This window comes from Ammoniphilus soli, assembly GCF_040813775.1.
The window spans coordinates 359365-385017 of sequence record NZ_JBEGDL010000003.1 but is presented as its reverse complement, the minus strand read 5'-3'; the positions used below and the strand labels follow the sequence as shown (position 1 = coordinate 385017).

Below are 25653 nucleotides of genomic sequence, written 5' to 3'. Positions count from 1 at the left end.
ACAAGACCCTTCCTAAGAGGGTCTTGTTTTATGCACCACAGTTTTATTGATTTGGCATCCGATCAAAAAGTATAGGTAACATCCTCATTTCACCAATCATTTCCCCTTCGCAAAACGGGCACAATGGATCATCCGAAAAAGAGAATTCCTTCCTGGCCCATCCTGAACACGAATCTGCTGCGCATTTCCAAATTTCGGTTTCCACCTCTTCAATGGGATCAGGTTCCTTTTTGCGATTAAAGAACAAAATGATTCCTCCTTCGTCTTTGCTTCGCTTAGTCTGTCCCAAATCGGAAAAATTATCCGCTTTGTCCATAGATTACTTTACTTTCCGTGTGGACTCCATTAGAATAAGAACATATATTCTGATTTGGAAGGGGGATGAATATGAAGTTTGTTCACGCGGCAGACCTTCATCTGGATACGCCCTTTGTCGGATTAAGCCAGCTGCCTCCCCTTATACGCGAACAAATTCAAGAATCGACGTTTCAATCCTATCAGCGATTGATCGATTTTTGCATTGAAGAGCAAGTTGATTTTCTGCTATTGTCCGGGGATATCTATAATTCTTCTGATCGCAGTCTCCGGGCTCAGCTTCGTTTTAAAGAAGGGCTGGAAAAACTGGCTTCATTTGGCATATCCAGTTATGTCATTCACGGTAACCATGATCCGTTGGATGGATATCGAGCGAGACTGACATGGCCGGAACAGGTTCATTTTTTTGGAGGGGAAGAAGTGGAGGCGATTCCGCATAGGAAGCAGGGGCGGGAGCTGGCCCGAATTTATGGAATCAGCTATCTGACGAACCATGTAACGGATAACTTGGCAAAGAGGTTTCAGAGAGAACCACACGATTCTTACGCCATTGGATTGCTTCATGCGAATGTTGAGGGCATGGCTGCTCATGGCAATTATGCTCCTTGTACGCTCGAGGAACTGCAAAAGACCGGTATGGATTACTGGGCATTGGGCCATATTCATAAGCGGCAAGTTCTCCGTAAAGGAAGCCCTGCTATCGTTTATCCCGGGAACCTGCAAGCAAGGAGCTTTAAAGAAACAGGAGAAAAGGGATGTTACCTTGTCCAGGTGGACTCGCTTGGAGACTTTAGGTTGACCTTTCAAGCCACGGATAACATCCGCTGGTATGACGCTGCGATCGACCTGGGCATGTGCCAGACAGAGCAAGACTTCTTGGAGGCCATGGATGAGCAGATGGCGGATTGGAAGCAGCAGGCGCAGGGCAGATCGGTTATTGCTCGGCTAACCGTCCTTGTGACGAAGGGGCTGGCTCAGATTTTTAGTAAGCAAGGAATGATGTCCGACTTGCTTGAGCGATATCGAGAAATCAATTCTCCTTTTTTCTGGCTTCAGACGATCCAACTCCGTACTTCATCTTCATCTTTAGCAGATGATCCCTTTTTAATGGAAATGCAAGGGTGGATTGACAGAATGAAGCAGGATCCGGAATTGCAAAGAAAACTTTTGCAGGAGGCCCAAGGACCATTAATGTATGAGCATCGCCTCGGAAGCAAATGGCTTTCAGAGCTGTGCAATGAGGATGGAGAATGGGCTAAAGAACTGGAAATGCTTTTGGTTCAGAGTGATAAAGGGGAGTGGTGGAAGTGATCATTACCTCTATACATATCTATGGATTTGGCAAGTATCAGGACTTTACGGCTGATTTCGGTAAGGGACTCAACCTCATCGAAGGAAGCAACGAAGCCGGTAAGAGCACTCTTCTGGCTTTTGTGAGAGCCATGTTATTTGGATTCGAGAGCAGAAGAACACCGGAGTTGAGGTACGAGCCTTTAGAAGGAGGAAAATTCGGCGGGGCGATGACCCTCCTAGACTCAACGGGACAAGAATACCGAGTTGAACGGATAGGTCATCGGAAATCTCAAGGAATCGTCCGGGTGATTCTTCCCAATGGGGAAGAAAAGGGGGAAGAATGGCTTGGCAAGCTTTTAGGAGGAATCTCACCAACGCTTTATGCCAATATTTACTCCTTTGGATTAACTGAGCTGTCTCTTATGAATAGCTTAAATCAGGAAGATGTGGCTCATTTCCTTTATAACTCAGGGACAGGAGTTTCCCTTCAGCAGTGGGAGCGAACATGGGTAGAGGAGGGGGAAAAGCTTTTTAAGCCAAGAGGAAGCCAACCCGTCATCAATCAGCTCCTTTCTCAGATAGATGACATTGAAAAGCAAATTAAACAATATCAAGCAGAAAACGAATCCTATAATCTATTGCACCAAGAGCTCGATGTCTTAAACCAAGAAATGGAATTTCTGGAAGCGAAGATCTTAAATTTAAAAATGGAGAGTAAGCGATGGGATAAATTAAGCCAAATTTATCCTTTATGGTTAGATATCAGGGCCAAGCAGGCTCGTCTAAATCAGCTGCCGGAACTGCGTTTTTTCCCTGAGCAGGGAGTCTTGCGCTTGGATCAATTGGAAAAGGATATCGTGAATGCGGAAGTGGAAGCGGAAGAGGAACGAATCCAATGCCGTCAGCTGGATATGAGGATTTCCCATTGTAAAATGGACCCGAAGCTTCTGCAGCTACAAGAGGAAATTCAGCTTCTCTTTGCTCAATCCACACGATGGGAGGAGAAAAATGAACATCTTGTGGCTTTGCGAGCAGAATGTGAGGAACTATCTAAATCCATTGACTATGCTTTATCCCAGCTCGGTCGCGACTGGAATCCGGACAAACTTCGAAATTTAGATACTTCCTTAGCCCGTAAGGAGATGCTGCGGGAACAGCGACAGGCTTTTCAAGAGATTTCTTCTGAACAAAAAACACTAGCTCACCTGAAAAAAGAAAAAGAAGAGGAAGCAGCAGAGCTAAAGCGGCAACAAGAGCAAATGGGGGAAAGACCTTCATCGGCTAATACGGCAAGTCAAATTGAACGCTTGGAGCAAGACTTCCATAAATATCAAGAGCTGTATCACACCTTGCAGAATGATCTTTCGCGCAAGGAATGGATAACTAGGGAATGGGCTGGCAAAAGTCAAGAAAACCCCAAGCGATTGAAGGCTGCAGCGATTCTTTTTTTCTTCTTGGGTCTCGTTTTAAGTGCAGGGTGTTTTATTTGGCTTAGCGATTCTTCATGGTCTGGATTTCCTGCATTGGCCGGCCTTCTTCTGTCTATTATTTACTGGGTTAGAGCAACAATGGAGCAAAGCAGCAGGAAGGCACCGAATCTTAAAAAGCAGCTAGAAGAGATCAATGGACAGATTCAGGGTAAACAATCCCAGCTCACAGAACTATGCTCCCGAGCCTTTGCTGGAGAGAAATCAATGAATGCGATTTCCCGCTATATCCAGCAAGTGAGAAGAAATTATCAAGACGAGCTTCGTTTCATCGAAAAGAAGAGACTAATTGAAGAAAGACAGCGCCAGCATTTTATAGAGCTTGAAAAGTTAGAGCGGAAATTAGAAGGTGTATCTTCACGTTTTCATAGAGAGCTTGAAAGGTGGAATGAAACCTTAAGCGAGCTAGGGTTTCCCGCCGGATTAAGTCCAGAGGGAGCCTTGGAAGTCATCAATCTTTCTGAAAAGGTTAGAGATAAGCTGCAAAAATATGAGGACATGCTTAGCAAATGCAGTGCACTAGAAACAGAACTTGATGAATTTTCGGACCGCGTGGATCAGCTATGTCTTCGAGCTGAGTTTTCTGTCAAATCCGAGCAGCCATGGACGAAATTATTATTGCTTCACCGTATACTTGAAGAAAACCTCAAAGCTGGAAATGAACGGGAACTTCTTCTAAGAAAAAAGGAAGAGAGAGAGGAAGAATTCGCTAAGAAAGTGAGACTCATTGAGAAGTGGAAGCAAGAAAAGGCTCATTTGCTTACTCAGGCTGATGCAGCGAATAGCGAACATTTCCGTCAGCTTGCTGGAGTCTTTGAGGAGCGCCAAAAGCGCAAAGAAGAGCTGCTCGTACTATCTGAGGCTTTAGATGCGGCAGCCAGCAAAGAAATGATTGAGGCGCTTTCCCGCTATAGCCTGGAAGAAGTAGAGATTGAGAGAGATCGAATTGCAGAAGAGCTCGAACGGGTTCAGGCCGAGCTCCAGACCTGCCTTGATCGACGTGGCCAATGGAAAAATAAGCTAAGTCGATTGGAGTCAGGAGAAGGCTTGTCAGCCTTGCACCAACAGCGTCAGGAACTCCTCATCGCATTAGAGCAAGCATCCAAACGATGGACTGTGTATCGTTTGGCTCACTTGCTGCTGAAGCGCACACGAGAATCTTATGAACGGGAGCGTCAACCATCAGTTTTAAGATTGGCTTCATCTTATTTTCAACGAATGACGAAGGATCGCTATGTCCGTATTTTTTCTCCGGTAGGTGAACAAAAAATCTATGTGGAGAGATCTGATGGCAGGCGGCTAGAGCCGGGCTATCTCAGTAGAGGAACAAGAGAACAGCTATTCTTAAGCTTGCGTTTTGCTCTTATTGAAGAATCTTCAGGACCAGAAAGGGTACCAATCATATTAGACGATATTTTTGTCAATTTTGATCGCGTAAGAACGCTTCAGGCTTTGGATAGCCTTCTCGAAGTAAGCCGGCACCAACAGGTATTCTTTTTTACGTGTCATTCCCATGTTGCCAATCAAATGAAAGAACAGATCCCTCATTTGAATTACTTGAACTTGGAACAAAATGTAACGGTATAGGGGGAAAATTCTCCCCCTATTGGATTTTTTGTACGGTCAGAATTTATAACTTCGTTATATTATTTGTACAGCACGAGGAAAACTTGTTGACGCGATTAAAGCTTGGCGTCTGCCAAGTTTTCTGGCTAGTAAAAGCTTGCCGATCTTGTTATAATTAGCTTGTCCCCGTTTAGTTCCCCGTGTTATACCCATTCCTTTCTTTATTTTCCAGTTACTCTGTGAGGAGGTGATATCATATGTAGCGATCCGAGTCATTCCAAGAAAATTAAAAATATCTAGTGAAAAAGGAGTAGATGAATGATGTTTAGCCAAATTTATTATTTACTCACGCTTTCCAAGCCTACCGGAGAAAGAGGAAAGATTATTATTTTTCAACGAAATCTAAACTTCGAAACTCATTGGTCTGCTATATCTGGTGATACGGAGGAAACCATCATCCATTATACAGGCGAAGAGAAGGACAAGGCTTGGCAAGCCGCAGAAGCCCTGCAGCTGGAAAAAGGAAAAGATGGTTATACCCCGGATAGTCCCCTGCTCACTCTAACCCTCTCAGCGATTCCTACCCCTTATCTACTCGTAAGAAAACTGGAATGCTTTTCGCATAAGAACATGAATCATGAGCTGTTTCAAAATTTGAGAAAATGGAGGAAGTATGCATCTTTGAAGGCACAGATACCTCCCTACTTCATCGCTACAGACAAATTGCTCTCAATCCTCGCTACCTTCGTCCCTCACCAAAAAGAGGAGCTCATGCAAATTCCCGGTATAGGATCCAGCAAAGCCGAACAATATGGAACTGGTATCTTGGAGGTGACACAGAAAGTCACTCAGCCCTATCACTTTCCCTTGGATTGGGTAAAGGAACAGGTTTCAGCAGAAGAACTGGCTGTTTGGCTATGTGAAGAGAAAGTAATGAAAGAGGAGAAAAGGCAGGTTCGCCGGGAACAGGAGATGGCTGATAAGAAGCGACTTCTTGAGGCCATCCAAAAAGGAGAAACCATTGGTTCGATAGCCCAAAATTTATCTGTATCCATCCCCCAATTGATGAAGAAAATCATTCAGCTTTCGACAGAAGGCTATGATGTTATGGAATTCTTACAGAAACAAGTGGATCAGGTTACGGAAAGCGAGAAGATTCAAGCTGTTGTTTCAAGCATAGGTGCAGGAAGACTAAAGCCAATATTTGAGCAATTATATGGGGATGGTAAGGGATTGCCAGCAAGGGAGAAAGGGGAGAGATATAACCAGATTCGCTTAATATGCACATACTTGCAGCTAAAGCAAGCTTCTTAAATCAAACAACCATGGACAGCTGGATGTGATTCATCCGGTTGTCCATGGCTTTATATCCATTAGATACCAGAGGATCTGACTTTTTCCGGTTATTACATTTTCAGCGGTGCAGCTTGCTAAACGAAGCTTAGCAACATCGCCAATAAGCCCTTTATTTTTAATAAGCAGGTCATGTCTGCTCTTTCCGCTAATAATACGATTGCTTTCCGCTTCCACTAATTCAAACGAATTCTGGCGCAGATTCACACCGATAAAAGACCCGATGGCTTCCACTTCCTCCGTCTTATCCAAGCGAATAGAATCAACTGATTTAAGAATGGTGGAGAAATCGTCCTTTCCTGCCGCAAAGTGGTAAGGCTCACCGTATGGACGCTCCCATTCACATGCAAGCCCTATCTCATGTTCAGCCATAAAGGACATCCATTCCCTGAACAGCCGCAAGGTTCTAGGGCCGAGCGGGGCTACTTGCTCTACAAGGGTATCCGAATCATGGCTTGATCCGAGGAGGTCAAACAATTGCTCAAAGGATTGGGTTAAAAGGGGTTCGGATTTCCCAGAACCAGCATGAGTGGCGGCCTCAATTTCTAAGCCAAAAGAACCGGGAAACGTATGCTTAATTCTGAGATCGGATTGGCGAAGGATATGTTCTGGAATATAGCCCGTTTGTACGGGTCCGTTTTGGACCGCATAAGCAAGGTGATCAGTTATGGCTTGCAGGCTGTGAAGGACCGAAGATAAAATTCTGATAGAAATGGTTCCTTTTCCAATCTCTTTTCCAGAAAGGATAAGACGAAGTTTTTCCCCATCCATCGCTGCAGGTTCTGATTCCGCAGGAAGGTTATCTATCAAGGCGGCGGTAGGCATGTCCGGAACAAGTTCCGCTGTTTCCTTGTTTTGCTCTGACGTGCCTTCCAATTCCCGTTTCTGTTCTTTTAATTCCAGCAATCGCTTCACAAGGACGGCGGAAGAAAAGACATATTCTGTTGAATTAGGATTTAACTGTTTTTTTAGGCGTTCTAATTCTTCTTCTGTACTCTTGATTTTTTTGGTAAGGGCCATCAATTCATCATTCATGAGCTCACCCCCTCACTTTTAGTCTAAGGCACTTAGGATTTCCTTCCATGACAAAACGATGATCCCCTTTGGATTATGATAAAGATCAAAACCGAATTGTTCGGTCCAATAATACGGGCCGAGAACGCTATTCCAGGCATTGACTGAATGGGATAACAGGCCAAAATAAGCTCTGCATTTATAGCGATCCGAATCACGCTGCAAGCGCAAGCACTCTTCAACGCGAAGCTCCTTGGTCTCCTCTGGGGCAATGAATACGCACATTTCTACATACTTCGGGTTCATGGCTGAAGATATGAAGCTGCCATTAAACCAGACTTCTGTAGGAGTCATTTGCCTTTTAACTTCGGCCAGCCATAAAAAAGATAGGGTATAAATTTCTTCTCGCGTCTGGGAGTGAGGAAAATCCTGCACAAACTGTTGGATGAATTCTTGATAGGAATACTGGTGAAGGCCAGGCTGGATTGATCCATCACTATCGAACAGCTCCATCAAGCTTTCTCCTTTCCAGTATTCAGTATTGTTTATTTTACCATTGTGAAATGATTTCATACATTTCTGCAGGTAAGCGTGATCCAGCGGCAATGGCCGTTGGTTCTAATTTATTTGAGGGGCACATAGCTTTAAGGAAAAAGAAAATTCATAGGACTTGAAGGGGGAGCTAGGGGATGAGGTTAATCAAGGATTATTCCAATGCTTACGATTTAGCTTCTGAAATTGCGGAGGAATTGGCTGTGAGGTTCAGTTGCGAAAGACCCGTAGAGTTTGACTATGATCGTTTTGAAAAGCCAGGGGATATTCGGTTTACGTTTGTCATGGAAGGAATGGAGATTGAGATTTATTACTCCAGTCTTGTGGAACGGTACAGTACTGTCGTGCAGTTCGTAAGTTCCTTCAAGCAGGCCACCTCATAATGAGCATCTGCAAAGTTCAAAGCTATCCATGCTGAATTGGGCATAGATAGCTTTTTTTGTCGAATCAAACGCAATTTATTGTTTAGTGCATGCCAATAGGACTTATGGGAATCATACCTAGGAACGATATCTTTAGGGTGATTCAATGTATAGGGTAATTATCGTTTTCCTTGCTTCCATTTTGGTTGGGGTTGCCTTTAACATGTTCTTGCTCCCCAATAAAATCCTGAGTGGCGGCATATCGGGTATCGCAATGATGATAGGCCTAGTCACTCCTTTAAATACGGGGTTGACCATTTTTGCTCTCAATGTGCCTATTTTTATTGTAGGTTTTTTAAAGTTGGGAAAAAAGTTTGTCATGAACAGTGCGTTTTCCGTCGCTGTTACGTCTCTTGCGATGCAATACATTCCACAAAAGGCATTCGTAGACGATCCTTTGTTGGCTTCTATTTTTGGGGGAGTCATTGCTGGGATTGCTGTAGGATTAATCTTTCGGTTTCGTGGTTCGACAGGGGGCTTTGACATTATCGGATTGCTGCTGACCCTAAAGAGAGATGTTCCCCTCGGAGTGATCGTTTTTTCCCTGAATGCTGTGGTGATTATCATTTCAGGGTTTGTGTTTACGTGGGAAGAGGCTCTCTATACGTTGCTGTCCATTTATGCGACAGGCAGGGTTATTGATAGTATCCACACGCGGCACATCAAGCTCACGATCATGATCATTACGGATCAAGGAGATAGTGTGCAGGGAGCTTTGCTTTCAGAACTGCATAGGGGCATTACGGTTTTAGATGGTGAAGGCGCTTATACGAAGCAAAGGAGAAAAATCTTATTTGTGGTGATTTCTCGATATGAGCTGTCCGAAGTAAAATCCATTATCAAGAAAAGTGATCCATATGCCTTTGTCAATATAACGCAGACCGTGGAAGTTATGGGTACATTTCGCAGGGATTAAGATAGCAAAAAACGACGTCTAGTGGAGGACGTCGTTTTCTTTGTTATAAAAGATGCTAGCTTCAATAATCTGGAGGATATCCTCCGCTTGCAATGATTCTAATCCATGCTTGAGAACGATCGGCAAATCTCGTTCAACATCGGTCAGCAACCGATACAGTTCAGGCCTTACAGATAAAACGATTTCTGATAGCTTCAGCGTTTCCATCTGACATCAACCTTTCTAATCGTATTTGTATAGTTCGATCAGAATGAATGGTGTTGCCTGCCTTGCATCAAGCAATATGAACTTAATTGTCATTATACCATAGATGCAAACCGGTAATCTATTACATTATTTACCCATTTTCAGCATAACCATTGGTAAGGAGGTGGAGAGGATGTTGAGTCACTCATTGAAAATGCACAAAATGGAAGTAAAGTCTCCTCTTGCGCTTGAGGACCAGCAGCGATTTTGGCGAAGAATGCATCATCATTTCCTGCACCAGGAAACTCTTCGAGAAAATAGAAAGAACATGGTTTGGGTTGATGTCATCTATCGCCCGAATGAGCCCTGGGAGGTCTATTTTTCTGCTCCCGCTGAAATTACGCCCAATCTGGCGAAGTGGTTTCGCAAGGACCGAAAAAGAGTGAACAAACTCGATGTGGACATTCAGCTTATTGATCCCGAAATCCTATCCATTCCTAATGGATTGTCGGTTTGCGAACTCAAACTTGCTTTTGATAATTTATTTGCATTGCCCTTGGACACCCCTTCCTTATTGCCGGAGAAGCTGCCTTTGAATGAGGGAGAAGCGGCTATCGTCAGCTTCTGCTTCATTCCGATTCCAGCTGTAAAATGGAACCTTCATAAGTCGAATCTGCTCCACTCCAAAATGGAGCAAGGCATTCGCAAGGGCAGAGGGCGGGTAGAAGCAGTGGGTTGGCTAGGATTATTATTATATTATTTGGGGCAATGGATAGGACGGTTTTTACCGGACAAATTCCCAAGTGCTCCAGAAGATATCGGCCTTTCCAAAGGTACATTGCGCAAGCTGAATGACTGTCATTTTCAGAGCTATATACGCATTGCCGCCCCGCAGCGAGTGATCCCCAAGCTAGCAAGAGTGTTTCAAGGGGAAGGGGGGGAAAATCATCTTCTAGTAACTTTTATGCCAAGAAAAGAAGGTAAAACAGCCTTAACGGAAATAAGTGAAAAAAAACTGCATTTTCTTACCCGCAATGATTTAAACCCCAACATTTTGGGAAGCAGAGAAATCGCAAGCTTATTATCCTTCTTTCCCTGTACGCGCAAAGTGAATCAAGAGCTAGCTAGTCCAAACTTAAAGTGATAATTCTTCCCTTCTGTGAATATAGAATATTAGATTTGCTATTTTTTCACAGAGGGGAGAACTATAGTGTATCAGACGAGCTTAACCTCCATTCTTACCATTACCCTAACCCTGTTCATATCAATCTATAATCCCGTGATGGCTAAAGGTCTTGATTTAATCGGACAAGCCGATATTTTCAGTGAAACGGAAGAAATACAAGAAAAAAACTTGTATCCACCCCCTAAACGGGAAATGGAAAAGGAAATAGATGTACAAGCCTTTGAGAAAGCATCGTCGCCAAAACCAAACGCCGTCACTCAGGCTAAAGAGAATGTGACCGCGTCAATGCCCGTGCGACCGGTCAAGCGCTTGGGAAAAATCAATCGTGAGTTTATTCATCTAGTAAAGACTTCCGATGTCACACGACTTGATTTACGTAAACCTTCTGGTTTAAATCATTCGCAAGCCGACGCCCTTTTGAAAGGGACAGGCCTAGAAGGTTTAGGTAAGGCATTTGTCGAAACGGAGGAACGATATCAGGTGAATGCCTATTATCTGATTGCCCATGCCGCGTGGGAAAGCGGCTGGGGAAAATCGAGAATATCCAAAGAAAAAAACAATCTTTTTGGATTTTCAGCGTATGACAAAAGTCCCTATCGAAGCGCCAAAAAATTTGACAGTAAAGAGGATGGAATTGATACGGTCGCTCAATACATAAGTGAGAATTATCTCCATGAGAATGGCAGATATTATCATGGTCCTCATCTGAAGGGGATGAATGTCCGCTATGCTTCGGACCCCAATTGGCAGAAGGGAATCGCCAGCGTAATGTATAGTTTGGCAAAAAAGACGCCGACGGCCGAGGACAAGCTGGTGGCCAAAAAATAAACCGGAAAGCAAAGGCTTTCCGGTTTTCTCTCATTGAAGTATCCGTGACTTTCTTTTAAGATAGAAAAAGCTTCATTGTTTTGAATGGTGAGGCGGAAATAGAGAGGAGAAATCAATGAGTTTTCAGACTTACTTTTTATCGAATGGGATCCGGGTATTAATTAAGCCCATACCAACCAGTTTTAAAGTATGTATTGATCTTTTGGTGGGAGTCGGCTCCCAATGTGATCCTGCAGGGAAAGGCGGCTTAGCTCATTTTGTCGAGCACATGATGTTCCGGGGAACGAGAAAAAGGGGCTATAAGCAAATTTCAATAGATACGTTAAAAATTGGCGGTTATTTAAATGCCTTCACTGAGCGTGACACCACCACCTATACCCTGGATGTTCCGTACAGACAGATGGAGAAGGCCCTGGATATTTTGTTGGACCTTTATTTGGACCCTCAGTTCCCTCAAGAGGATATGGAAAAGGAAAGATCGATCATTGTAGAGGAAATTGACATGTACAATGATATTCCCGGAGAGTTTCTCATGGACCGTTTCATGGAAACCCTTTATGCCGGGCACCCCTTCGGGGACCCCATTCTAGGAACGAAACAGAGTGTGCAAAACATTAATCGGGATGATATTCGTTCCTTTTACGAAGAGTGGTACTTTGATTCGACGTTTACGGTATCTATTTCCGGTCGGGTCGCCCCCAGCGAGATATTGCCGCTATTAGAAGCGAAGCTTGGAGGAATCAAACCGACAAATACTACTCGTCAAGAAAGGAAGCCGCTGCAGAGAAAGAAGCAGGCTGTACGTTATCACCGTGATGTGGATCAAGGGCAAATGCTGTTAGGAGTACCTGCTCCCGGTTTGGAGGATCCAGATCGAATTGCGATCCAAGTCATGAATGCTATCCTGGGGGGCAATGAAATATCGAGGCTATATCAGAGAATACGCGAGGATAATGGGCTGGCCTACGCGGTAGACACCACGCATGAGGCTTGGCTAGGCGAAGGATGCTTCCTTGTCAGCGTAGGGCTGGACCATCGTAAAATGGCGCAAGTAGAAGAGATTATACTTGAGGAATGGAGCCGCATGATTAAAGAACCGGTTACCGAAGAAGAATTGATCGTGGCCCGGAATGGACTGGAAGGTTCAAGGATCATGGAACTGGAAGGTGCAGGAGCTTATAATGCCTATATGGGAGCCATGGCTGTAAGAGGGCTGACGATCGATCCTGAAGAGGAGCTGCAGAAAATCCAAGAAGTAACGGCTGCGGATGTGCAACGCGTGGCACAAAGAATTCTCGATGTAGATCAGTACATTCTAGCTTCTCTACTGCCGCGTAAAAAGTCCTCTAGGAGGTAGAGGGCCATGTTTGGGAGACGGACGATTAAGACGGCCATATCTGTTATGGCGTCTTTGTTTATTGCAAATTTATTAGGGCTGGAGCCTGCCGTGTTCGCCGCTGTAGCGGCTGCGCTTTCCATACAGCCCACGAACAAGCGCTCCATCCGCTATGCGGTGGAACAGGTGCAGGCTAACGTAGCGGGTGCTTTAATTGGGGTGGTTATCGCCGTGTTTTTTGGTGTACACCTCTACACGGTAGCCCTGGCCATCATTATCGTCATTACCCTGACGAATTTGTTTAAGTGGAAAGACAGCATTCCCTTAAGTATCGTGACCGTTATTTTCATTATGGAAGCACCAACGGTAGATTTCCTCTTTTACGCTTGGAACCGGTTTATGATCACCTTTGTCGGTGTGGCCATTTCAGGGGTCATTAATATTGTTTTGCTTCCGCCAAAGTACGTGACTCATCTGAGGCGGCTTTATGAACAAGCTCTCAAAGAATTAATTACCTATTACAGTAAATGGCAGGCTGATGGGGTATTTCATTTGAAAGAGATGAATGCGCTGAAGGATCTTATTAAACGCACGCATCAGTTCGAGCAGTGGATGAGAGAACAATCTAAAAGTGAAGTGCATCCGAAAGGCTACTATAAAGGGTTGCATATCGAGTCAAGCAAGAACGACATCCTAAGCGATTTTTTATTGATTACGGAGCATTACAGCCGGCTCATATGGTACAAGGAAGAAGAGAAGTGCAAAAGCCACCAGCAAATTAAAGGGTTATATGAATACGTCTTAGCCGTCATGGCCCATACCAATCTTCCAAAAGAGTTTGCCATTGATCTGGCGTGGTGGAAAGAGGTATACGGGAGGATGAATGATCCGCGGGCAGAGCGCAGCTTTGTGGAAATCCTGGCTGCTTTGCAGCGAATGGAAAGCCGCTTGCGAAGATATAATCGTTACGTAGGAAAAGAAGGGAATCTATCCTTAATTGAAGCAGAAAACCGCTGGTTTGTCTGGCGATGGAGATGGTAGCTTATTTCTAAGCTACCATTTTGCATACTGTCAGAATTTATAACTTCGTTACATCATTTGGACAGAACGAGGAAAACTTGTTGACGCAAGAGTACAGCTTGGCGTCTGCCAAGTTTTCTAGTAGGACAAAAAGTGATTCCGATGAATTTCATACACGGTGAACGTTTGGCCAAATAAAAAATGGCGATGCTTTTTTTCTTTTTGGTAATCTTCTTGTTCGGGTAGCGTCACATACGGTAACTTCTTTAGAGCATATGTGGCTGGAAGATTTTTGTCCGAAATCCACAAGATAATCTTTTGCAGCTCAAGTTGGCGGAAACCAAGGTTAAGTATTTCGCTTTTCGCCGTTTCATTTAACCCTTTTCCCCGATAGGCTTTTCCTAGCCAAGTGCCCATCTCGGCTGTTTGGTTTTCGCAGTCTATCGATGACAAGATAATCATACCCGCTGGCAATCGATCGCTCCCCAATATCGTTCTCGCTAGGCAAAAACCGAGCAATTCAGAGGCGAGTACTCCGTTTATCCAGCGATCAAAGGTTTGGATGGAACCAAGGGGCAGATCGAGAAAGGAGCCTCCTTTTTCCGGTTCGAACAAGTCATAAAGTATAGCAGAATCCTTTGGTTGGATGGGTCTTAACATTTTGCGGCTCCTTTCGAAATAATCGGGTACATGCCTAACACCCCTTGTTTCCCCGCATCATATCGTGCAGTAGATGATGAGGGGAGGCGGGGAAAAGGATGGCACCCAAAAAGAAGAAGAACGTCATATCAGCAGCAGATAACATGCAGCACTATATGAAGACGGTTACCGTAGATACTTGTATCCATTGTACCCAACAATGTCCAAGAGGTCTCGCCTATATTGAGAAAATGTCGAAACCCGGTGAAATTGGGTATGGAGTTCCATGTATCTTGACGAAGGGGAAACCGGTACAAGACAATAAAGCTAAAGCGGGGAAACGAAAATAAGCCCGGCATGCTACATGCATGCTGCGGGCTTATTTTTTTATTAGGCTTCCTTCACAAGATAGTAGGAAGGGTAGGAAGATTCATACTGCTTGATTTTATCTTCATGCTCAAGAGAAATGCCGATATCGTCCAAACCGTTCAACAAGCATTCTCTTCTATAAGGATCCACTTCAAAGGAAACGTCAAAGCCTTCTCCATCGGTAATGGTTTGGGTTTCTAGGTTTACCGTTAAGCTATAGCCTTCTTTAGCAAACGTCTTTTGGAAAAGTTCTTCCACTTGCTCTTCAGAAAGCTTGACAGGAAGGATCCCATTCTTGAAACAGTTGTTATAGAAAATGTCAGCAAAGGACGGAGCGATAACTACCTTAAAGCCATAGTCTAAAAGCGCCCACGGAGCATGCTCGCGAGAGGATCCGCAGCCAAAATTCACTCGGGAAATCAAGATATTGCTTCCTGCATAACGCGGCTTATTTAATTCGAATTGAGGGTTAGGCTGATCCTGTTCGTCAAAGCGCCATTCGTAGAATAGGAACTGCCCAAAACCTGAACGTTCGATTCGCTTAAGGAATTGCTTCGGAATAATAGCATCTGTATCAACATTAACCCGATCTAACGGGGAAACAACACTCGTTAATTTTTTAAATGGTTCCATAGATGATTCACCCTCCTAGTTAAATTTCCATTGACGTACGTCTGTGAAATGTCCTTCAATTGCCGCTGCAGCAGCCATGGCTGGGCTCACAAGGTGAGTTCTTCCTCCGCGGCCTTGGCGACCTTCGAAGTTCCGGTTGGAAGTAGAAGCGCAACGCTCGCCTGGAGATAACACGTCCGGGTTCATGGCCAAGCACATGCTGCAGCCAGCTTCACGCCATTCAAAACCAGCTTCCACAAAAATCTTATCCAATCCTTCTTCTTCCGCTTGCTTTTTCACAGCTTGGGAACCAGGCACGATCATGGCGTTAACATGAGAAGCAACCTTGTATCCTTTCGCTACTTGAGCAGCTGCGCGCAAATCTTCAATTCGTCCGTTTGTACAGGATCCGATAAACACACGGTCAATTTTAATTTCAGAAATAGGCGTTCCAGGCGTTAAGCCCATATAATCAAGGGCAGCAGAAGCCGCTTTTTGTTCATTGGAAGACTCGAAATCAACTGGATTAGGAACAGTCTTGGTAATATCGGTTCCCATTCCTGGGCTAGTTCCCCAAGTTACTTGAGGAGCAATTTCAGCTGCAGCAATTTCTACCGTACGGTCAAACGCAGCTCCTTCATCTGTTCTAAGCTGCTTCCAAGCTTCAACCGCTTGAGCCCATAATTCACCTTTTGGAGCGTAACGGCGACCTTCAAGGTATTGGAAAGTAGTTTCGTCAGGCGCAATCAATCCAGCTCTAGCTCCAGCTTCGATAGACATGTTACAAACGGTCATGCGTTCTTCCATCGTTAAGCCGCGAACAGCTTCACCTGTGTATTCAATTACATATCCTGTTGCAAAGTCAGTGCCATATTTGGCGATAATCGCTAAGATAAGGTCCTTAGCTGTGGTGCCAACAGGCATTTCTCCAACCACTTTAACTTCCATGGTCTTCGGTTTGGATTGCTGCAAGCATTGAGTAGCGAGAACGTGTTCTACTTCACTTGTCCCAATCCCGAAAGCAAGGGCTCCGAAGGCGCCATGCGTGGAAGTGTGGCTGTCTCCGCATACGATGGTTTTCCCAGGGTGAGTTAATCCCAATTCAGGTCCGATGATATGAACAACCCCTTGATCTGGGCTATTCAAGTCAGCTAGAGGTACTCCGAAATCTTTACAGTTTTGGATCAATGTGTCGATTTGTTGCTTAGCAATCGGATCCGTAATATTGAAACGATCCTTGGTTGGTACGTTATGATCCATAGTTGCAAAGGTTAAGTCTGGACGGCGGACTTTTCGGTTGGTTAGGCGAAGTCCCTCGAAGGCTTGAGGAGAAGTTACCTCGTGTACTAAATGAAGATCTATATAAAGAAGGCTAGGCTTTCCTTCTTCTTGATGAATCACATGATTATCCCAAATTTTTTCAAACATCGTTCTTGGTTTCATCGTTTTTTCCCCTTTCGTTACTTTTTTGTTAATTTATTTTTAACATTTTCTTGGGCGGTGGTCTAAGATATAATATCTATTAATACTATAGGTTTTTCCTATAATGCGAAAGGGGTGAATTATGGAACTTCGTCAATTGGAGTATGCACTGATGATTGCAGAGGAACGTAATTTCTCAAGAGCAGCGGAGAAGCTTCATCTGGCTCAGCCATCTCTGAGCCAGCAGATGATAAAACTGGAAAAGGAGCTAAGGGTTCAGCTATTTGAACGGAGACCAGGAGATATCCAGTTAACTTATGCAGGAAAAAGGTTTATTGATCAAGCTTCGAAAATACTAGATCAGGTGGAACAGCTAAAGCAAGAGATGATGGATGTTGTGGACAGCTCTAAAGGACAGATTATCATTGGGACATTACCGATTACAGGCGCTCATTTACTGCCTGCCGCCTTACCCTTGTTCCAACAGGAATTCCCGGGGATTGAGCTTGTCATGCTTGAGGAAACGACAACCCAATTAGAACAGCTTACCGCCAAAGGACAAACGGATATCAGCTTGCTTTCTCTTCCGATTACTGAGAAAGGATTGGAAATTGTTCCTTTATTAGAAGAACCTATCTATCTAGCAGTGCCGCCAAATCATCCCTTTTCTACGAGAAAAGAAGTCGAGCTTAGCGAATGCAAAGATGAGTCCTTTATTGTATTGAAGAGAGGTCAAGGATTTCGGGAAATTTCCCAGCGTCTTTGCCATCAAGCCGGATTCGAGCCGAAGGTTGTTTTTGAAAGCACTAATATTGAGACTGTTCAATCCTTAGTGGCTTCAGGAATGGGGATAGGCTTCATTCCTAAGATGGTAACACGGACAAGGCGCTCAACGCACGTCCCGGTTTATCTGCCGATTGGCGATTTGCATCCCACACGTACGCTTGTCATCGGATATAAAAAGGGCAGGTATCTCTCCAAAGCAGCAGAATCTTTTATCTCAATTATGCGAAAAATTGTTGAACAAGGTTCCTATTAAAGGTATTCTAAAAATAAAATGGGAGAAGGAGAATCAGATGTTTCATATAATCCTAACGATTCATATGCTAGCTGTGGCACTAAAACTAGTCGTTCTCTTTATGATCCCGCGGATAAAGGATGTAGAACAGGCCAAACGCTTTATCCACACCTACCGGAAGATTGATATCTCTGCGGATGTGGTTCTTTGGAGTACAGGTCTGGGCTTTTTCTTTGTAACGACGTTCGAGTATCTTCTTCAACCTTGGATGCTCATTTCGATGTTGATTTACACCTTGATTTTTTACGCCATGAAGAAAATCCTCATGCGGGGGGTCCGGAGGGTAGCCGAAAGCGGGAAGCTTTACGCTGAAAAGGAAATTAAGGAACTTCGAACCCAGAACGTTTGTGTGGCGATCTTTATTGTGGCAAGCTTAGCGGGGATAGGGTACCTTATGGTGAACAAGCCGTTTTAATAACACATCGGGAGATTTCACAAGTTTTTGTTGTCGTATATAATGATAATAATGATAGAGAGCTTGGACATATAAGGAGTGATGTGAAATGAAATTGAACGTTCAAATTGAATACTGCAATATGTGAAACTTCTTGCCTAAAGCCATCAGTTTGGTGGATGAATTAATGGACGATACCAATTTCCGCTATGATATTGACGAGATTAAGCTGTTGCCCAAGGGCGGCGGAATTTTTGAGGTGACAGTGAACGATAAGCTCATCTATTCCAAAAAGGAAACAGGACGTTTTCCGGAAAAGAATGAGGTCGTGGCTTTAATAAAAGAGATGGGATAAGAAGAGGAAAATAAGGGAATTTTCTTCCGCTTTTATCTTTTTATCATTATTGCCTAAGATAAGGGAAGTTTTTTCCCTTATCTGCCTTATCTATAAAGGGCTTTAATTTACATACTCCGCTTGAAATGAGTTTGCTCCAGCATGCACAGAAAGCAGCGTGTCCGCATAACCGACTAGCCGGTTGACCAGTTCGTCTGCCAGGGCATAAACCATGGGATAGGAAGCAGGCTGGTGAAGTTCGGGATCGTCAAATATAACCGTGGTGTGGATAAAGATTTCCTTATTGCCATATAAATTATAGTGGATAATCGTTTTTCCTGCGGCACCTTTGGTTTGGGGATCTTGATATGTGGGAAGGAAGACATACCATTCTTCGGCAGTAGCAGACCGGAAGTTCTTGGTGCACTTCATCTGCTTGATTTCTTGGTCAACCTTGGTCTTGATTTCAGGTGTCATTAACTCCATAATCTTCTCATTCATTTACCAACCCTCCTAGGAGAAATTTTAACCAAAAGGAACGAGTATGAAACCATTTCAAGCTTTTATTTTCGATATGGACAACACCTTGCTGCAATCACGCATTGATTTTTACAAAATGAAACAGACCGTTTTTGAATTTCTGGCAATGGAAAACATTCTGACTGCTGATTATGAGTGGTCAAATAAAACCGCCTCCCAGATCATTGAACAAGGCCGGAGGCATGAACGTTTTTCCGTCATTGAAGACAAGGTTTGGCAGCTGGTAGGGGAAGTAGAGTCGGAAGGCATGCAAGGGGCCAAGCTCGAACCCCGCGCAGTCGACCTGCTGCACAGCTTGCGAAGAAAAAACAAGTGGGTATCGGTGCTGACGAATAATGCTTATTCCGCGGCAGAGAAAGCCCTAAAAGACCTATCTGTCCATCACCTCTTTGATTATATTGCCGGGAGGGAGCAAATGGAGGAGCTAAAGCCTTCCCCATCAGGTGTTCTTCATATCCTACAGCGAAGCCTATCGATTCCGCAAGAACAATGGGTCATGGTGGGGGATTCATGGATTGATGGGATGGCGGCTCAACAGGCGGGGATCCCTTTTATTGCTTATCAAGCTGATGTAGAGGAGCTTAGAAAAAAGGGAATCAGCCCTTTGGACTCCATTCATTCCTTGCAGCAGTTAGAACTGTGGTCCTAGATGTACATAAGCATCCTCGCAGAAGCCGATAATAGCAGCAGAATGTTTATTTCTAAGGACAGAAAGGAAAAGCGGTATGGAAAAAGAGAATGTGGAAAAAGAATTGGAGAGACTTCTTACTGAAACTGAGCTGCCGCCTCAAGACAAGCAAAAGGAAGCGGTAAAGCGCCTGCCGCCCCGTTGGGTTGCTGTTTCGCCAAGCAAATTCAATCAGGTCGAAGAAGAAACAAAAATTCTCCGTACGTATGTGCCGGACTTGGACGAAGAAAACAAATAACAAGTGAAGAAATGGAGGGGAAATATGGTTGAGATCACAAGTTTAGAACAATGGAATGATCAAATAAGCAAAAATAAGGTTACCGTTGCCAAGTTTTATACCACTTGGTGTCCAGATTGCCATCGAATTGATCCTTTTATGCCAGAGGTAGAAGAGGCATATGAGGGTAAGATCGCGTTTATATCTATCGATCGGGATAAGTTTGAGGAGTTAGGACAGCAGCTGGATGTTTTTGGCATCCCTAGTTTTATTGCTTTTCAAGGCGGGAAGGAACTGATTCGCTTTGTCAGTCGTCAGGGTAAAACAAGGCAGGAGATTGAGCGCTTTTTAGACCGTGTACTGCAAGTTAGCCAGGCCCTAGAACAGTAGACGTGAAAGGTCCCACAAGCCTTCTGGCTTGCGGGACTTTTTTGCTTTGCTGTCAGAATTTATTACTGCGTATTATTATTTGGACAGCACGAGGAAAACTTGTTGACGCTATACTAAAGCTCGGCGTCTGCCAAGTTTTCTGGCTACTCAAATGTATTGAGCACCCCAGATGGCAGCTTATTCATCGGATTCTGATCTTGATGGGGGTATGCTAACATGTAATCCAAAGTTTCTTGATTGCAAATTTCCATTATTTGTTTAGTCTTAGGGCTTAAGTATATTTTATAATAGTGAAAGCAATGGGGGCATTGGATCCGTTTTTCATCGACAATGTCCATAACCCCTAAATTGATCTGCATGCGGCATGAAGGGCATTGATCCTGCATATTTCCAGCTCCTTTTTTCCTTTTATCCTTTCCTTTTCATTTGGGAGTATGCCGCAGATTTTCCAAAAGAGGTGCGAGACATGACTAAACTAACCTTAGGTATTGATATAGACGGAACATTAACTGAGTTTGATTCGTTTCTTCCTTATTTGAACCGTCTGTTGAACAAACAAGTGAAACCTGAACAGATTATTCAATATGATCTGCATGAGATCTTTGGGATGGAGTATCAGGAGTTCTCTGATCTTTTTGATCAGCATAGCGTTCCCATATACCGGGACTCCGTTCCTCGTCCATGTGCCAAACAACAAATGCAATGGATCGATGAAAAGTTTCATATCGTTTACATCACAGCGCGCCACAAGGAGTTCCTGGAGCTGACCAGGACCTGGCTGGAAAATCATGGTTTTCCCACTCGTGAGATTGTATGTACGGGTTCCCATGATAAGCTAGCGGCGATGCGAGAATATGAAGTCAAGCTGATGGTGGAAGATCGATTAGAAAACGCCCTGCAAATCTGGGAAACCCTGCAAGTTCCCGTCTACCTTTTGGATACGCCTTATAATCAAGCCATCCTGCCTGCTGGTGTCAGCCGCGTTAGGGATTGGTATCAGATTCAAAGCGACTTGATTAAAAAAGGTTTTTAATGGGTACCCTACTAATTTAGCCCTCTATCCGGAAATTTATGGTATATTTTATAATGTCAAAATATAGTATTACCATGGAATGACAGGGGAGGGCTAGCCTGGCTATGCAAAAAGAATTAACGTACGATGAAATTCAAGTAGGGGATTGTGCCCATAGGCATTTGCCTTTTCTGGTTGATAAATGTTCGGTTTTTACATAAAATGGTATGGTAAACCCCAATTTGATCAGAGGAAAGCAGAGGTTGTGCCATGACCGATTATTCAGGATTGCGTGCATTGGCTAAACTGATTCGTAGTTTTGAGAAGGAAGTAAAAGGTGCAAATCTCATGATCCTCTTCCATGAACATCGGGAGGAGATTGCTCGACATATCGTAGAAGGTTTGCTAGGAGATGACCTGAGCCATAAGATACGCATCGAAACCAGCTCTGGGGAATATATGAACCAACTGGCTATTCTGAGACTCGCTCGGAATGAGTATACGTTTTCTAGGGATCACCAAGGCGTCTTCATTAGTGAAATCAATGAGTACACCTGCCGCATTACTCCTCATTCCCATGGGATCTTGGTCTACCATCAGGATTACCCAGGTGTCATCTATGACGTATCGAGGGTGCTCGCTGAAAATCAAATCAACATTTTTAGCATGAATGTTTCACGAGAGCAGAAAGGCAAGTCAGCCTTGCTGGTTTCTTTAACCGATGAGGAAATTCCGGTTACGCTCTTGACTAAATTGGAGAAGCTGCCGCAGGTGCGGCAGGTATTATCCTTGCAGCCGTTAAATTGAAGAAGATAAACTTTTTTGCAAGAGGCGTGCACTCGGTTTTCGAAAAGCCAGCGTGTACGCCTATTTTTCATGGTTTATGTTATGATAGATTTAAGATCTAAAAATCAAAGTAGAACAGGTGTCTGTATGAATATATTATCAATGGAATCCGTATCTAAAACTTATGGGGTTAAGCCACTCCTAGAGGATGTGACCTTTGGGATCGACGCTGGACAGAAAATTGGTCTCATTGGTGTCAATGGAACAGGAAAATCCACTTTCCTAAAAATTGTCGCTGGCTTGGTTGCCCCAGATCAAGGAAGAGTAGCCATGGGGAATCAAGTAAAGGTTCAGTATTTGCCTCAGGATCCTAACTTCGAACAGGACATGACGGTGCTGGATTATGTTTTTGCAGGGGATACTCCTGTGATGAAACTTGTCCATCAATACGAACAAGTGCTGGAGGAGCTGAATCAATCCCCCGGTGATGAGCGCCTGCAAAAACGTCTTCATGATCTCATTCCCCAAATGGATGGCTTGGATGCTTGGGAACTCGAGACCCATGCCAAATCGATTTTGACGCGTCTTGGCATCAGGGCTTTTTCCCACCGTTTGCTAGAGCTTTCCGGAGGGCAAAAGAAACGAGTAGCTATGGCTAGAGCACTGATTCATCCCACGGATTTGCTTATCCTTGATGAGCCGACCAACCATATTGACCATGAAACCGTTGAGTGGCTGGAGGATTATCTGGCCAAGTTTCGAGGCGCGCTGCTGTTAATTACGCACGATCGCTACTTCCTGGACCGTGTGGTCAATCAGATTGTCGAGCTCGATCAAGGAAGGCTATACCGCTATGAAGGAAACTACAGCCGGTTTTTAGACCAGAAGGCGGCTCGCATTGAACAATTGGCAGCCTCTGAAGCGAAGCGCCAAAATATACTCAGAAGAGAGTTGGCCTGGCTCCGTCGGGGAGCGAAAGCCAGAACAACAAAGCAGAAGGCACGCATTGATCGCATTCAGGAGCTCAAGCATGCAGGGTATGAAGAGCATAATGATAGAATTGACCTTGGAGCCCTTAGCTCAAGCCGCTTAGGCAAAAAGGTGATTGAACTTGATCAGGTGACGAAAGCGGTCGATGGCCGACAATTGATTGATGATTTTAGCTATATTGTGCTGCCTGACGATCGGGTCGGGATTATAGGGAAGAATGGAACAGGGAAATCCACTTTATTGAATATGATTTCGGGAAGACTTCAGCCGGATTCGGGTCATATAGAACGCGGCGAGACGGTGCGGATATCCTATTACGATCAAGAAAGCATGGATTTGGATCCCTCCATGAAGGTCATTGATTATATTAAGGAAGGAGCAGAAGTCATATACGGGGCTGATGGGTCTGTTCTTACAGCATCACAGATGCTGGAGAGATTTCTTTTTCCGCCTAATATCCAATGGACCACCATTTCTAGACTGTCTGGAGGAGAAAAGAGACGTTTGTATCTGCTCCGCATTCTTATGGAACAGCCCAATGTTCTTCTGCTGGACGAACCGACGAACGATCTCGATATTCAGACCCTGACCATTTTGGAAGATTACTTGGACCAATTCCCAGGCGCAGTGATCATCGTGTCGCATGACCGTTTTTTCCTTGACCGTACCGTCGACCGTCTCTTTTACTTCGGAGAAGGAGGCAAGCTCCATCCGTATTACGGCAACTATTCGGAGTATCTGGAAATGAAAAAGTCAGAGGAAGCGCTCCAAAAGCAAGAAAAGAAGGAAGTCAAGCAAGAGGTGTCCCAGCCGAATACCCCGAAGGCAAGGAAAATGTCCTTTAAAGAGCAAAAGGAATTTGAACAAATTGAGAATAGAATAGCCCTGCTAGAGGAGCGAAGCCAGGAGTTATTAACATTGATCAATGAGGCGGGCGGGGATTATCAGCAGCTTGCTGCCCTATCCGAAGAACAGGAGAAGGTCGCTAAGGAATTGGACGAGGCCTTAGAGAGATGGGCCGAACTATCTGAATTAGCGGAAGGGTCCTAAAGAGATGCATAAGACTAAATCGAAAGGAAAGGGTAATGAGTAGGTAAAGGAGGCATGGTGGATGGACATACAACGTAAGCTACAATTTATGCTGGAGCAGCAAGTGTTTGGTGCCATTGAATTGAAGAATGAACTGCAATTTATTGGAACCCTATATGACATGGACCAAGATGAAATTACGTTTCTCGATCACTCGCCAAATGAAACAAGTCCACTTATTACTGCATCTGTTCAGGATATAGTCGCTGTTCATATCCCGGAACCCCAAGATTGTTCCACCGAATAATTGCAAAAGCAAACGAGCTGCTGGCAACGGCAGCTCGTTTTCATGCTTCTTTAGGGTTCAGGGCATGTAGACGCTTATGAAGATAGGGGTGGTCTATTAGGGCTTCGCGCAGCATCCCTTTCTCTTTTTTCAGCAACCACTGATAATAAAATTGTTTTATGTGGGGGAGGTAAGGCAAGTTATCCAAAATTTCCGTTCTAGCCCGGAGGTCAATTTTGGATAAGGCACTCTTCATTTTTTCTTCACTGACGGCTTTCGCTCCATATCGGTCTGCTTGGAATTCATCCTTGCGCATGAAGTGATTTTCTACAACCAAATGGACGAGCCGGTACAGAAAAGTAAGGGAAAGCAGCTTCAGGTAGGAGATGTTTTCTGAAAGGACAGACATAAGAAGAAGAAAATATCCGGTTGCGTGTACTGGTAACATGGCAAAGAGCAGCTCATCCCCCAACCGGTTGACTAATCGCATAGGAACCATACTGTCTGTTCCCATTTTTTGATGCCCTAGCTCATGACCAACGATGGCTTTTAGCTCTTCTTCGTCGAGGAACTCACGCCATTGCAAGGGCAGGTAAATTCTTTTGAATACGTATCCAGCATTCATGCGATTCCACATGATGACCCTGATTTCCCCAAGTTTAAAGTCGACGCAGACCTCTTTGACTATCCGTGCGGCTTCCTCATCTGGGCCGAGCTCTTTCTGAACATGTCGAACTAGTTCTTGAGACTGCATCTGCCAAAGTTGCTGGCTTCGCTGTTGTCTTAGACATTGGAAGATAGGGTCTGCAAAAATGAGTAAGTTAAACCAACCGGCAGAAGCCATTCCCTGTGCAGCCAATATGACGTCCTCAATGATGAGTTTGGCATAGACAGCCGAAAGGGCATAGCGGAACGGCAGTTTCAACATGGTGAAGGCACCTCCTCCCCCTATTTTATGTGGACTCGGATGAACAAAGAAGTTTTTTTCGAATAAGATGTAAGGACAATGGAACCGTTAAGGGCAGGGGATGGTGTGGTGAAATTCATTCAAGTTTATCGCCACAGGCGCTTTTTTCGTAAAATGGAGCTGGCCTGGACGAAAGAAGAGCTGATGAAAGGTTTATTAGGTCGCACAACAGCTGGAAGTGGCATGTTCCTTATGGGAGGGAATGTCATTCATACTTTTCAAATGAAGTTCCCTATTGATGTCGTTTATTTGAGTGAACGAGGGCTTGTCATAGGATTGGAAGAAAAATTGCTGCCGAATCGGCAAGGTGCTGTGATCGAGGGTGTCAGGCATGTGGCTGAATTTAACGCGGGAACGATTAAGAATCATCATATTATTGTAGGAGAGCAATGGTTCTGGAGAATAGTTGATCAGAAGTAGGGGAGT

Annotated in this window: 31 protein-coding genes; 21 read left to right on the top strand and 10 right to left on the bottom strand. The window is 44.3% G+C overall.

Translation table 11 applies throughout. The annotated features are described in order from the left end of the window. Window positions 1-43: 43 nt before the first annotated feature. Entirely contained in the window at window positions 44-316 is a 273-nt protein-coding gene (locus ABLT31_RS09650; protein ID WP_367751108.1) for a cold-shock protein, read from the bottom strand. A gap of 71 nt (window positions 317-387) precedes the next feature. Here ABLT31_RS09650 and ABLT31_RS09645 point away from each other — a divergent pair, with 71 nt between their 5' ends. The 3 genes from ABLT31_RS09645 to ABLT31_RS09635 all read left to right on the top strand — a co-directional run bounded on the left by ABLT31_RS09645 (window position 388) and on the right by ABLT31_RS09635 (window position 5975). Beyond that, a complete protein-coding gene (locus tag ABLT31_RS09645; RefSeq protein WP_367751105.1) occupies window positions 388-1626 on the top strand; it encodes a metallophosphoesterase in 1239 nt (412 codons plus the stop codon). Then, the gene (locus ABLT31_RS09640; protein ID WP_367751103.1) at window positions 1614-4682 is read left to right on the top strand and encodes an ATP-binding protein; all 3069 of its coding nucleotides are present in this window, start codon (window positions 1614-1616) and stop codon (window positions 4680-4682) included. Before ABLT31_RS09645 ends, ABLT31_RS09640 begins: the two co-directional genes overlap by 13 nt. A 297-nt stretch (window positions 4683-4979) precedes the next feature. Then, window positions 4980-5975 (top strand): HRDC domain-containing protein, encoded by a 996-nt coding sequence (locus ABLT31_RS09635; protein ID WP_367751100.1) that lies wholly within the window; start codon window positions 4980-4982, stop codon window positions 5973-5975. Between the two features lie 30 nt (window positions 5976-6005). On the opposite strand, the gene ABLT31_RS09630 is transcribed toward ABLT31_RS09635, so the two are convergent. Together ABLT31_RS09630 and ABLT31_RS09625 are read right to left on the bottom strand one after the other, a co-directional pair. Then, window positions 6006-7049 (bottom strand): hypothetical protein, encoded by a 1044-nt coding sequence (locus ABLT31_RS09630; RefSeq protein ID WP_367751098.1) that lies wholly within the window; start codon window positions 7047-7049, stop codon window positions 6006-6008. An 18-nt stretch (window positions 7050-7067) separates the two neighbouring features. Continuing rightward, window positions 7068-7541: a DUF6932 family protein gene (locus ABLT31_RS09625; protein WP_367751096.1), complete on the bottom strand. Its 474-nt coding sequence runs from the start codon at window positions 7539-7541 to the stop codon at window positions 7068-7070. Window positions 7542-7717: 176 nt separating this feature from the next. Here ABLT31_RS09625 and ABLT31_RS09620 point away from each other — a divergent pair, with 176 nt between their 5' ends. Together ABLT31_RS09620 and ABLT31_RS09615 are read left to right on the top strand one after the other, a co-directional pair. Continuing rightward, complete coding sequence (locus tag ABLT31_RS09620) at window positions 7718-7963, top strand: hypothetical protein (RefSeq protein ID WP_367751093.1); 246 nt, start codon at window positions 7718-7720, stop codon at window positions 7961-7963. Between the two features lie 145 nt (window positions 7964-8108). Next, window positions 8109-8918 (top strand): YitT family protein, encoded by an 810-nt coding sequence (locus ABLT31_RS09615; protein WP_367751090.1) that lies wholly within the window; start codon window positions 8109-8111, stop codon window positions 8916-8918. A gap of 18 nt (window positions 8919-8936) precedes the next feature. Here ABLT31_RS09615 and ABLT31_RS09610 read toward each other — a convergent pair whose 3' ends face one another. Next, complete coding sequence (locus ABLT31_RS09610; RefSeq protein WP_367751088.1) at window positions 8937-9125, bottom strand: hypothetical protein; 189 nt, start codon at window positions 9123-9125, stop codon at window positions 8937-8939. A gap of 172 nt (window positions 9126-9297) precedes the next feature. On the opposite strand from ABLT31_RS09610, the gene ABLT31_RS09605 reads away from it, so the two are divergent. From ABLT31_RS09605 to ABLT31_RS09590, 4 genes are all read left to right on the top strand, one after another. Beyond that, window positions 9298-10248, top strand: coding sequence for a hypothetical protein (locus ABLT31_RS09605; protein ID WP_367751086.1), 951 nt, complete (start codon window positions 9298-9300; stop codon window positions 10246-10248). 66 nt (window positions 10249-10314) lie between these two features. Beyond that, entirely contained in the window at window positions 10315-11118 is an 804-nt protein-coding gene (locus tag ABLT31_RS09600) for an N-acetylglucosaminidase (RefSeq protein WP_367751083.1), read from the top strand. Between the two features lie 115 nt (window positions 11119-11233). Beyond that, on the top strand, window positions 11234-12475 hold the full coding sequence (locus ABLT31_RS09595; protein ID WP_367751081.1) for a M16 family metallopeptidase: 1242 nt from the start codon (window positions 11234-11236) through the stop codon (window positions 12473-12475). Between the two features lie 6 nt (window positions 12476-12481). Beyond that, on the top strand, window positions 12482-13495 hold the full coding sequence (locus ABLT31_RS09590) for an FUSC family protein (RefSeq protein WP_367751079.1): 1014 nt from the start codon (window positions 12482-12484) through the stop codon (window positions 13493-13495). A 117-nt stretch (window positions 13496-13612) separates the two neighbouring features. On the opposite strand, the gene ABLT31_RS09585 is transcribed toward ABLT31_RS09590, so the two are convergent. Continuing rightward, a complete protein-coding gene (locus ABLT31_RS09585) occupies window positions 13613-14134 on the bottom strand; it encodes a GNAT family N-acetyltransferase (RefSeq protein WP_367751077.1) in 522 nt (173 codons plus the stop codon). 98 nt (window positions 14135-14232) lie between these two features. Here ABLT31_RS09585 and ABLT31_RS09580 point away from each other — a divergent pair, with 98 nt between their 5' ends. Continuing rightward, on the top strand, window positions 14233-14463 hold the full coding sequence (locus ABLT31_RS09580; RefSeq protein WP_367751075.1) for a hypothetical protein: 231 nt from the start codon (window positions 14233-14235) through the stop codon (window positions 14461-14463). A gap of 40 nt (window positions 14464-14503) precedes the next feature. Here ABLT31_RS09580 and leuD read toward each other — a convergent pair whose 3' ends face one another. Both leuD and leuC read right to left on the bottom strand, forming a co-directional pair. Continuing rightward, complete coding sequence (gene leuD / locus ABLT31_RS09575) at window positions 14504-15115, bottom strand: 3-isopropylmalate dehydratase small subunit (RefSeq protein ID WP_367751072.1); 612 nt, start codon at window positions 15113-15115, stop codon at window positions 14504-14506. Window positions 15116-15130: 15 nt separating this feature from the next. Next, window positions 15131-16537 (bottom strand): 3-isopropylmalate dehydratase large subunit, encoded by a 1407-nt coding sequence (leuC, locus tag ABLT31_RS09570; RefSeq protein WP_367751070.1) that lies wholly within the window; start codon window positions 16535-16537, stop codon window positions 15131-15133. Between the two features lie 121 nt (window positions 16538-16658). Between leuC and ABLT31_RS09565 the strand changes: the two genes are divergently transcribed. The 3 genes from ABLT31_RS09565 to ABLT31_RS09555 all read left to right on the top strand — a co-directional run bounded on the left by ABLT31_RS09565 (window position 16659) and on the right by ABLT31_RS09555 (window position 18343). After that, the gene (locus ABLT31_RS09565) at window positions 16659-17555 is read left to right on the top strand and encodes a LysR family transcriptional regulator (RefSeq protein ID WP_367751068.1); all 897 of its coding nucleotides are present in this window, start codon (window positions 16659-16661) and stop codon (window positions 17553-17555) included. 37 nt (window positions 17556-17592) lie between these two features. Further along, window positions 17593-18009, top strand: a complete 417-nt coding sequence (locus ABLT31_RS09560; RefSeq protein ID WP_367751066.1) for a hypothetical protein — start codon at window positions 17593-17595, stop codon at window positions 18007-18009. Window positions 18010-18142: 133 nt separating this feature from the next. Then, a complete protein-coding gene (locus tag ABLT31_RS09555) occupies window positions 18143-18343 on the top strand; it encodes a SelT/SelW/SelH family protein (protein WP_367751064.1) in 201 nt (66 codons plus the stop codon). 102 nt (window positions 18344-18445) lie between these two features. Here the strand turns inward: ABLT31_RS09555 and ABLT31_RS09550 are convergent, their stop codons facing one another. Continuing rightward, entirely contained in the window at window positions 18446-18823 is a 378-nt protein-coding gene (locus ABLT31_RS09550; RefSeq protein ID WP_367751062.1) for a hypothetical protein, read from the bottom strand. 43 nt (window positions 18824-18866) lie between these two features. On the opposite strand from ABLT31_RS09550, the gene ABLT31_RS09545 reads away from it, so the two are divergent. The 3 genes from ABLT31_RS09545 (at window position 18867) to ABLT31_RS09535 (ending at window position 20157) form a co-directional block, all read left to right on the top strand. Next, a complete protein-coding gene (locus ABLT31_RS09545; RefSeq protein ID WP_367751060.1) occupies window positions 18867-19511 on the top strand; it encodes an HAD family hydrolase in 645 nt (214 codons plus the stop codon). A gap of 76 nt (window positions 19512-19587) precedes the next feature. Then, a complete protein-coding gene (locus ABLT31_RS09540; RefSeq protein WP_367751058.1) occupies window positions 19588-19788 on the top strand; it encodes a hypothetical protein in 201 nt (66 codons plus the stop codon). Between the two features lie 24 nt (window positions 19789-19812). Continuing rightward, window positions 19813-20157 carry a thioredoxin family protein gene (locus ABLT31_RS09535; RefSeq protein ID WP_367751055.1) on the top strand — a complete coding sequence of 115 codons (345 nt, stop codon included), beginning with the start codon at window positions 19813-19815 and terminating at the stop codon, window positions 20155-20157. Window positions 20158-20300: 143 nt separating this feature from the next. Here ABLT31_RS09535 and ABLT31_RS09530 read toward each other — a convergent pair whose 3' ends face one another. Then, on the bottom strand, window positions 20301-20543 hold the full coding sequence (locus ABLT31_RS09530; RefSeq protein WP_367751053.1) for a hypothetical protein: 243 nt from the start codon (window positions 20541-20543) through the stop codon (window positions 20301-20303). An 80-nt stretch (window positions 20544-20623) separates the two neighbouring features. Between ABLT31_RS09530 and ABLT31_RS09525 the strand changes: the two genes are divergently transcribed. From ABLT31_RS09525 to ABLT31_RS09510, 4 genes are all read left to right on the top strand, one after another. Further along, a complete protein-coding gene (locus ABLT31_RS09525; protein WP_367751051.1) occupies window positions 20624-21190 on the top strand; it encodes a 5' nucleotidase, NT5C type in 567 nt (188 codons plus the stop codon). A gap of 249 nt (window positions 21191-21439) precedes the next feature. Beyond that, window positions 21440-21976, top strand: a complete 537-nt coding sequence (locus ABLT31_RS09520; protein ID WP_367751049.1) for an ACT domain-containing protein — start codon at window positions 21440-21442, stop codon at window positions 21974-21976. Window positions 21977-22102: 126 nt separating this feature from the next. Beyond that, window positions 22103-23995, top strand: coding sequence for an ABC transporter ATP-binding protein (locus tag ABLT31_RS09515; RefSeq protein ID WP_367751047.1), 1893 nt, complete (start codon window positions 22103-22105; stop codon window positions 23993-23995). A 61-nt stretch (window positions 23996-24056) separates the two neighbouring features. Continuing rightward, window positions 24057-24281, top strand: a complete 225-nt coding sequence (locus tag ABLT31_RS09510) for a hypothetical protein (RefSeq protein WP_367751045.1) — start codon at window positions 24057-24059, stop codon at window positions 24279-24281. 40 nt (window positions 24282-24321) lie between these two features. On the opposite strand, the gene ABLT31_RS09505 is transcribed toward ABLT31_RS09510, so the two are convergent. Then, window positions 24322-25188, bottom strand: a complete 867-nt coding sequence (locus tag ABLT31_RS09505) for a M48 family metallopeptidase (RefSeq protein WP_367751043.1) — start codon at window positions 25186-25188, stop codon at window positions 24322-24324. Window positions 25189-25266: 78 nt separating this feature from the next. Between ABLT31_RS09505 and ABLT31_RS09500 the strand changes: the two genes are divergently transcribed. Continuing rightward, window positions 25267-25647 (top strand): DUF192 domain-containing protein, encoded by a 381-nt coding sequence (locus ABLT31_RS09500; protein WP_367751041.1) that lies wholly within the window; start codon window positions 25267-25269, stop codon window positions 25645-25647. Window positions 25648-25653 lie beyond the last annotated feature (6 nt).

What these genes read in the sequence shown, in the direction of transcription:
- ABLT31_RS09650 (WP_367751108.1), bottom strand. Translation starts at nt 316, where the DNA reads ATGGACAAAGCGGATAATTTTTCCGATTTGGGACAGACTAAGCGAAGC.
- ABLT31_RS09645 (WP_367751105.1), top strand. Translation starts at nt 388, where the DNA reads ATGAAGTTTGTTCACGCGGCAGACCTTCATCTGGATACGCCCTTTGTC.
- ABLT31_RS09635 (WP_367751100.1), top strand. Translation starts at nt 4,980, where the DNA reads ATGATGTTTAGCCAAATTTATTATTTACTCACGCTTTCCAAGCCTACC.
- ABLT31_RS09630 (WP_367751098.1), bottom strand. Translation starts at nt 7,049, where the DNA reads ATGAATGATGAATTGATGGCCCTTACCAAAAAAATCAAGAGTACAGAA.
- ABLT31_RS09625 (WP_367751096.1), bottom strand. Translation starts at nt 7,541, where the DNA reads ATGGAGCTGTTCGATAGTGATGGATCAATCCAGCCTGGCCTTCACCAG.
- ABLT31_RS09620 (WP_367751093.1), top strand. Translation starts at nt 7,718, where the DNA reads ATGAGGTTAATCAAGGATTATTCCAATGCTTACGATTTAGCTTCTGAA.
- ABLT31_RS09615 (WP_367751090.1), top strand. Translation starts at nt 8,109, where the DNA reads ATGTATAGGGTAATTATCGTTTTCCTTGCTTCCATTTTGGTTGGGGTT.
- ABLT31_RS09610 (WP_367751088.1), bottom strand. Translation starts at nt 9,125, where the DNA reads ATGGAAACGCTGAAGCTATCAGAAATCGTTTTATCTGTAAGGCCTGAA.
- ABLT31_RS09605 (WP_367751086.1), top strand. Translation starts at nt 9,298, where the DNA reads ATGTTGAGTCACTCATTGAAAATGCACAAAATGGAAGTAAAGTCTCCT.
- ABLT31_RS09595 (WP_367751081.1), top strand. Translation starts at nt 11,234, where the DNA reads ATGAGTTTTCAGACTTACTTTTTATCGAATGGGATCCGGGTATTAATT.
- ABLT31_RS09590 (WP_367751079.1), top strand. Translation starts at nt 12,482, where the DNA reads ATGTTTGGGAGACGGACGATTAAGACGGCCATATCTGTTATGGCGTCT.
- ABLT31_RS09585 (WP_367751077.1), bottom strand. Translation starts at nt 14,134, where the DNA reads ATGTTAAGACCCATCCAACCAAAGGATTCTGCTATACTTTATGACTTG.
- ABLT31_RS09580 (WP_367751075.1), top strand. Translation starts at nt 14,233, where the DNA reads ATGGCACCCAAAAAGAAGAAGAACGTCATATCAGCAGCAGATAACATG.
- leuD (WP_367751072.1), bottom strand. Translation starts at nt 15,115, where the DNA reads ATGGAACCATTTAAAAAATTAACGAGTGTTGTTTCCCCGTTAGATCGG.
- leuC (WP_367751070.1), bottom strand. Translation starts at nt 16,537, where the DNA reads ATGAAACCAAGAACGATGTTTGAAAAAATTTGGGATAATCATGTGATT.
- ABLT31_RS09565 (WP_367751068.1), top strand. Translation starts at nt 16,659, where the DNA reads ATGGAACTTCGTCAATTGGAGTATGCACTGATGATTGCAGAGGAACGT.
- ABLT31_RS09560 (WP_367751066.1), top strand. Translation starts at nt 17,593, where the DNA reads ATGTTTCATATAATCCTAACGATTCATATGCTAGCTGTGGCACTAAAA.
- ABLT31_RS09550 (WP_367751062.1), bottom strand. Translation starts at nt 18,823, where the DNA reads ATGAATGAGAAGATTATGGAGTTAATGACACCTGAAATCAAGACCAAG.
- ABLT31_RS09545 (WP_367751060.1), top strand. Translation starts at nt 18,867, where the DNA reads ATGAAACCATTTCAAGCTTTTATTTTCGATATGGACAACACCTTGCTG.
- ABLT31_RS09540 (WP_367751058.1), top strand. Translation starts at nt 19,588, where the DNA reads ATGGAAAAAGAGAATGTGGAAAAAGAATTGGAGAGACTTCTTACTGAA.
- ABLT31_RS09535 (WP_367751055.1), top strand. Translation starts at nt 19,813, where the DNA reads ATGGTTGAGATCACAAGTTTAGAACAATGGAATGATCAAATAAGCAAA.
- ABLT31_RS09530 (WP_367751053.1), bottom strand. Translation starts at nt 20,543, where the DNA reads ATGCAGGATCAATGCCCTTCATGCCGCATGCAGATCAATTTAGGGGTT.
- ABLT31_RS09525 (WP_367751051.1), top strand. Translation starts at nt 20,624, where the DNA reads ATGACTAAACTAACCTTAGGTATTGATATAGACGGAACATTAACTGAG.
- ABLT31_RS09520 (WP_367751049.1), top strand. Translation starts at nt 21,440, where the DNA reads ATGACCGATTATTCAGGATTGCGTGCATTGGCTAAACTGATTCGTAGT.
- ABLT31_RS09515 (WP_367751047.1), top strand. Translation starts at nt 22,103, where the DNA reads ATGAATATATTATCAATGGAATCCGTATCTAAAACTTATGGGGTTAAG.
- ABLT31_RS09510 (WP_367751045.1), top strand. Translation starts at nt 24,057, where the DNA reads ATGGACATACAACGTAAGCTACAATTTATGCTGGAGCAGCAAGTGTTT.
- ABLT31_RS09505 (WP_367751043.1), bottom strand. Translation starts at nt 25,188, where the DNA reads ATGTTGAAACTGCCGTTCCGCTATGCCCTTTCGGCTGTCTATGCCAAA.
- ABLT31_RS09500 (WP_367751041.1), top strand. Translation starts at nt 25,267, where the DNA reads ATGGAACCGTTAAGGGCAGGGGATGGTGTGGTGAAATTCATTCAAGTT.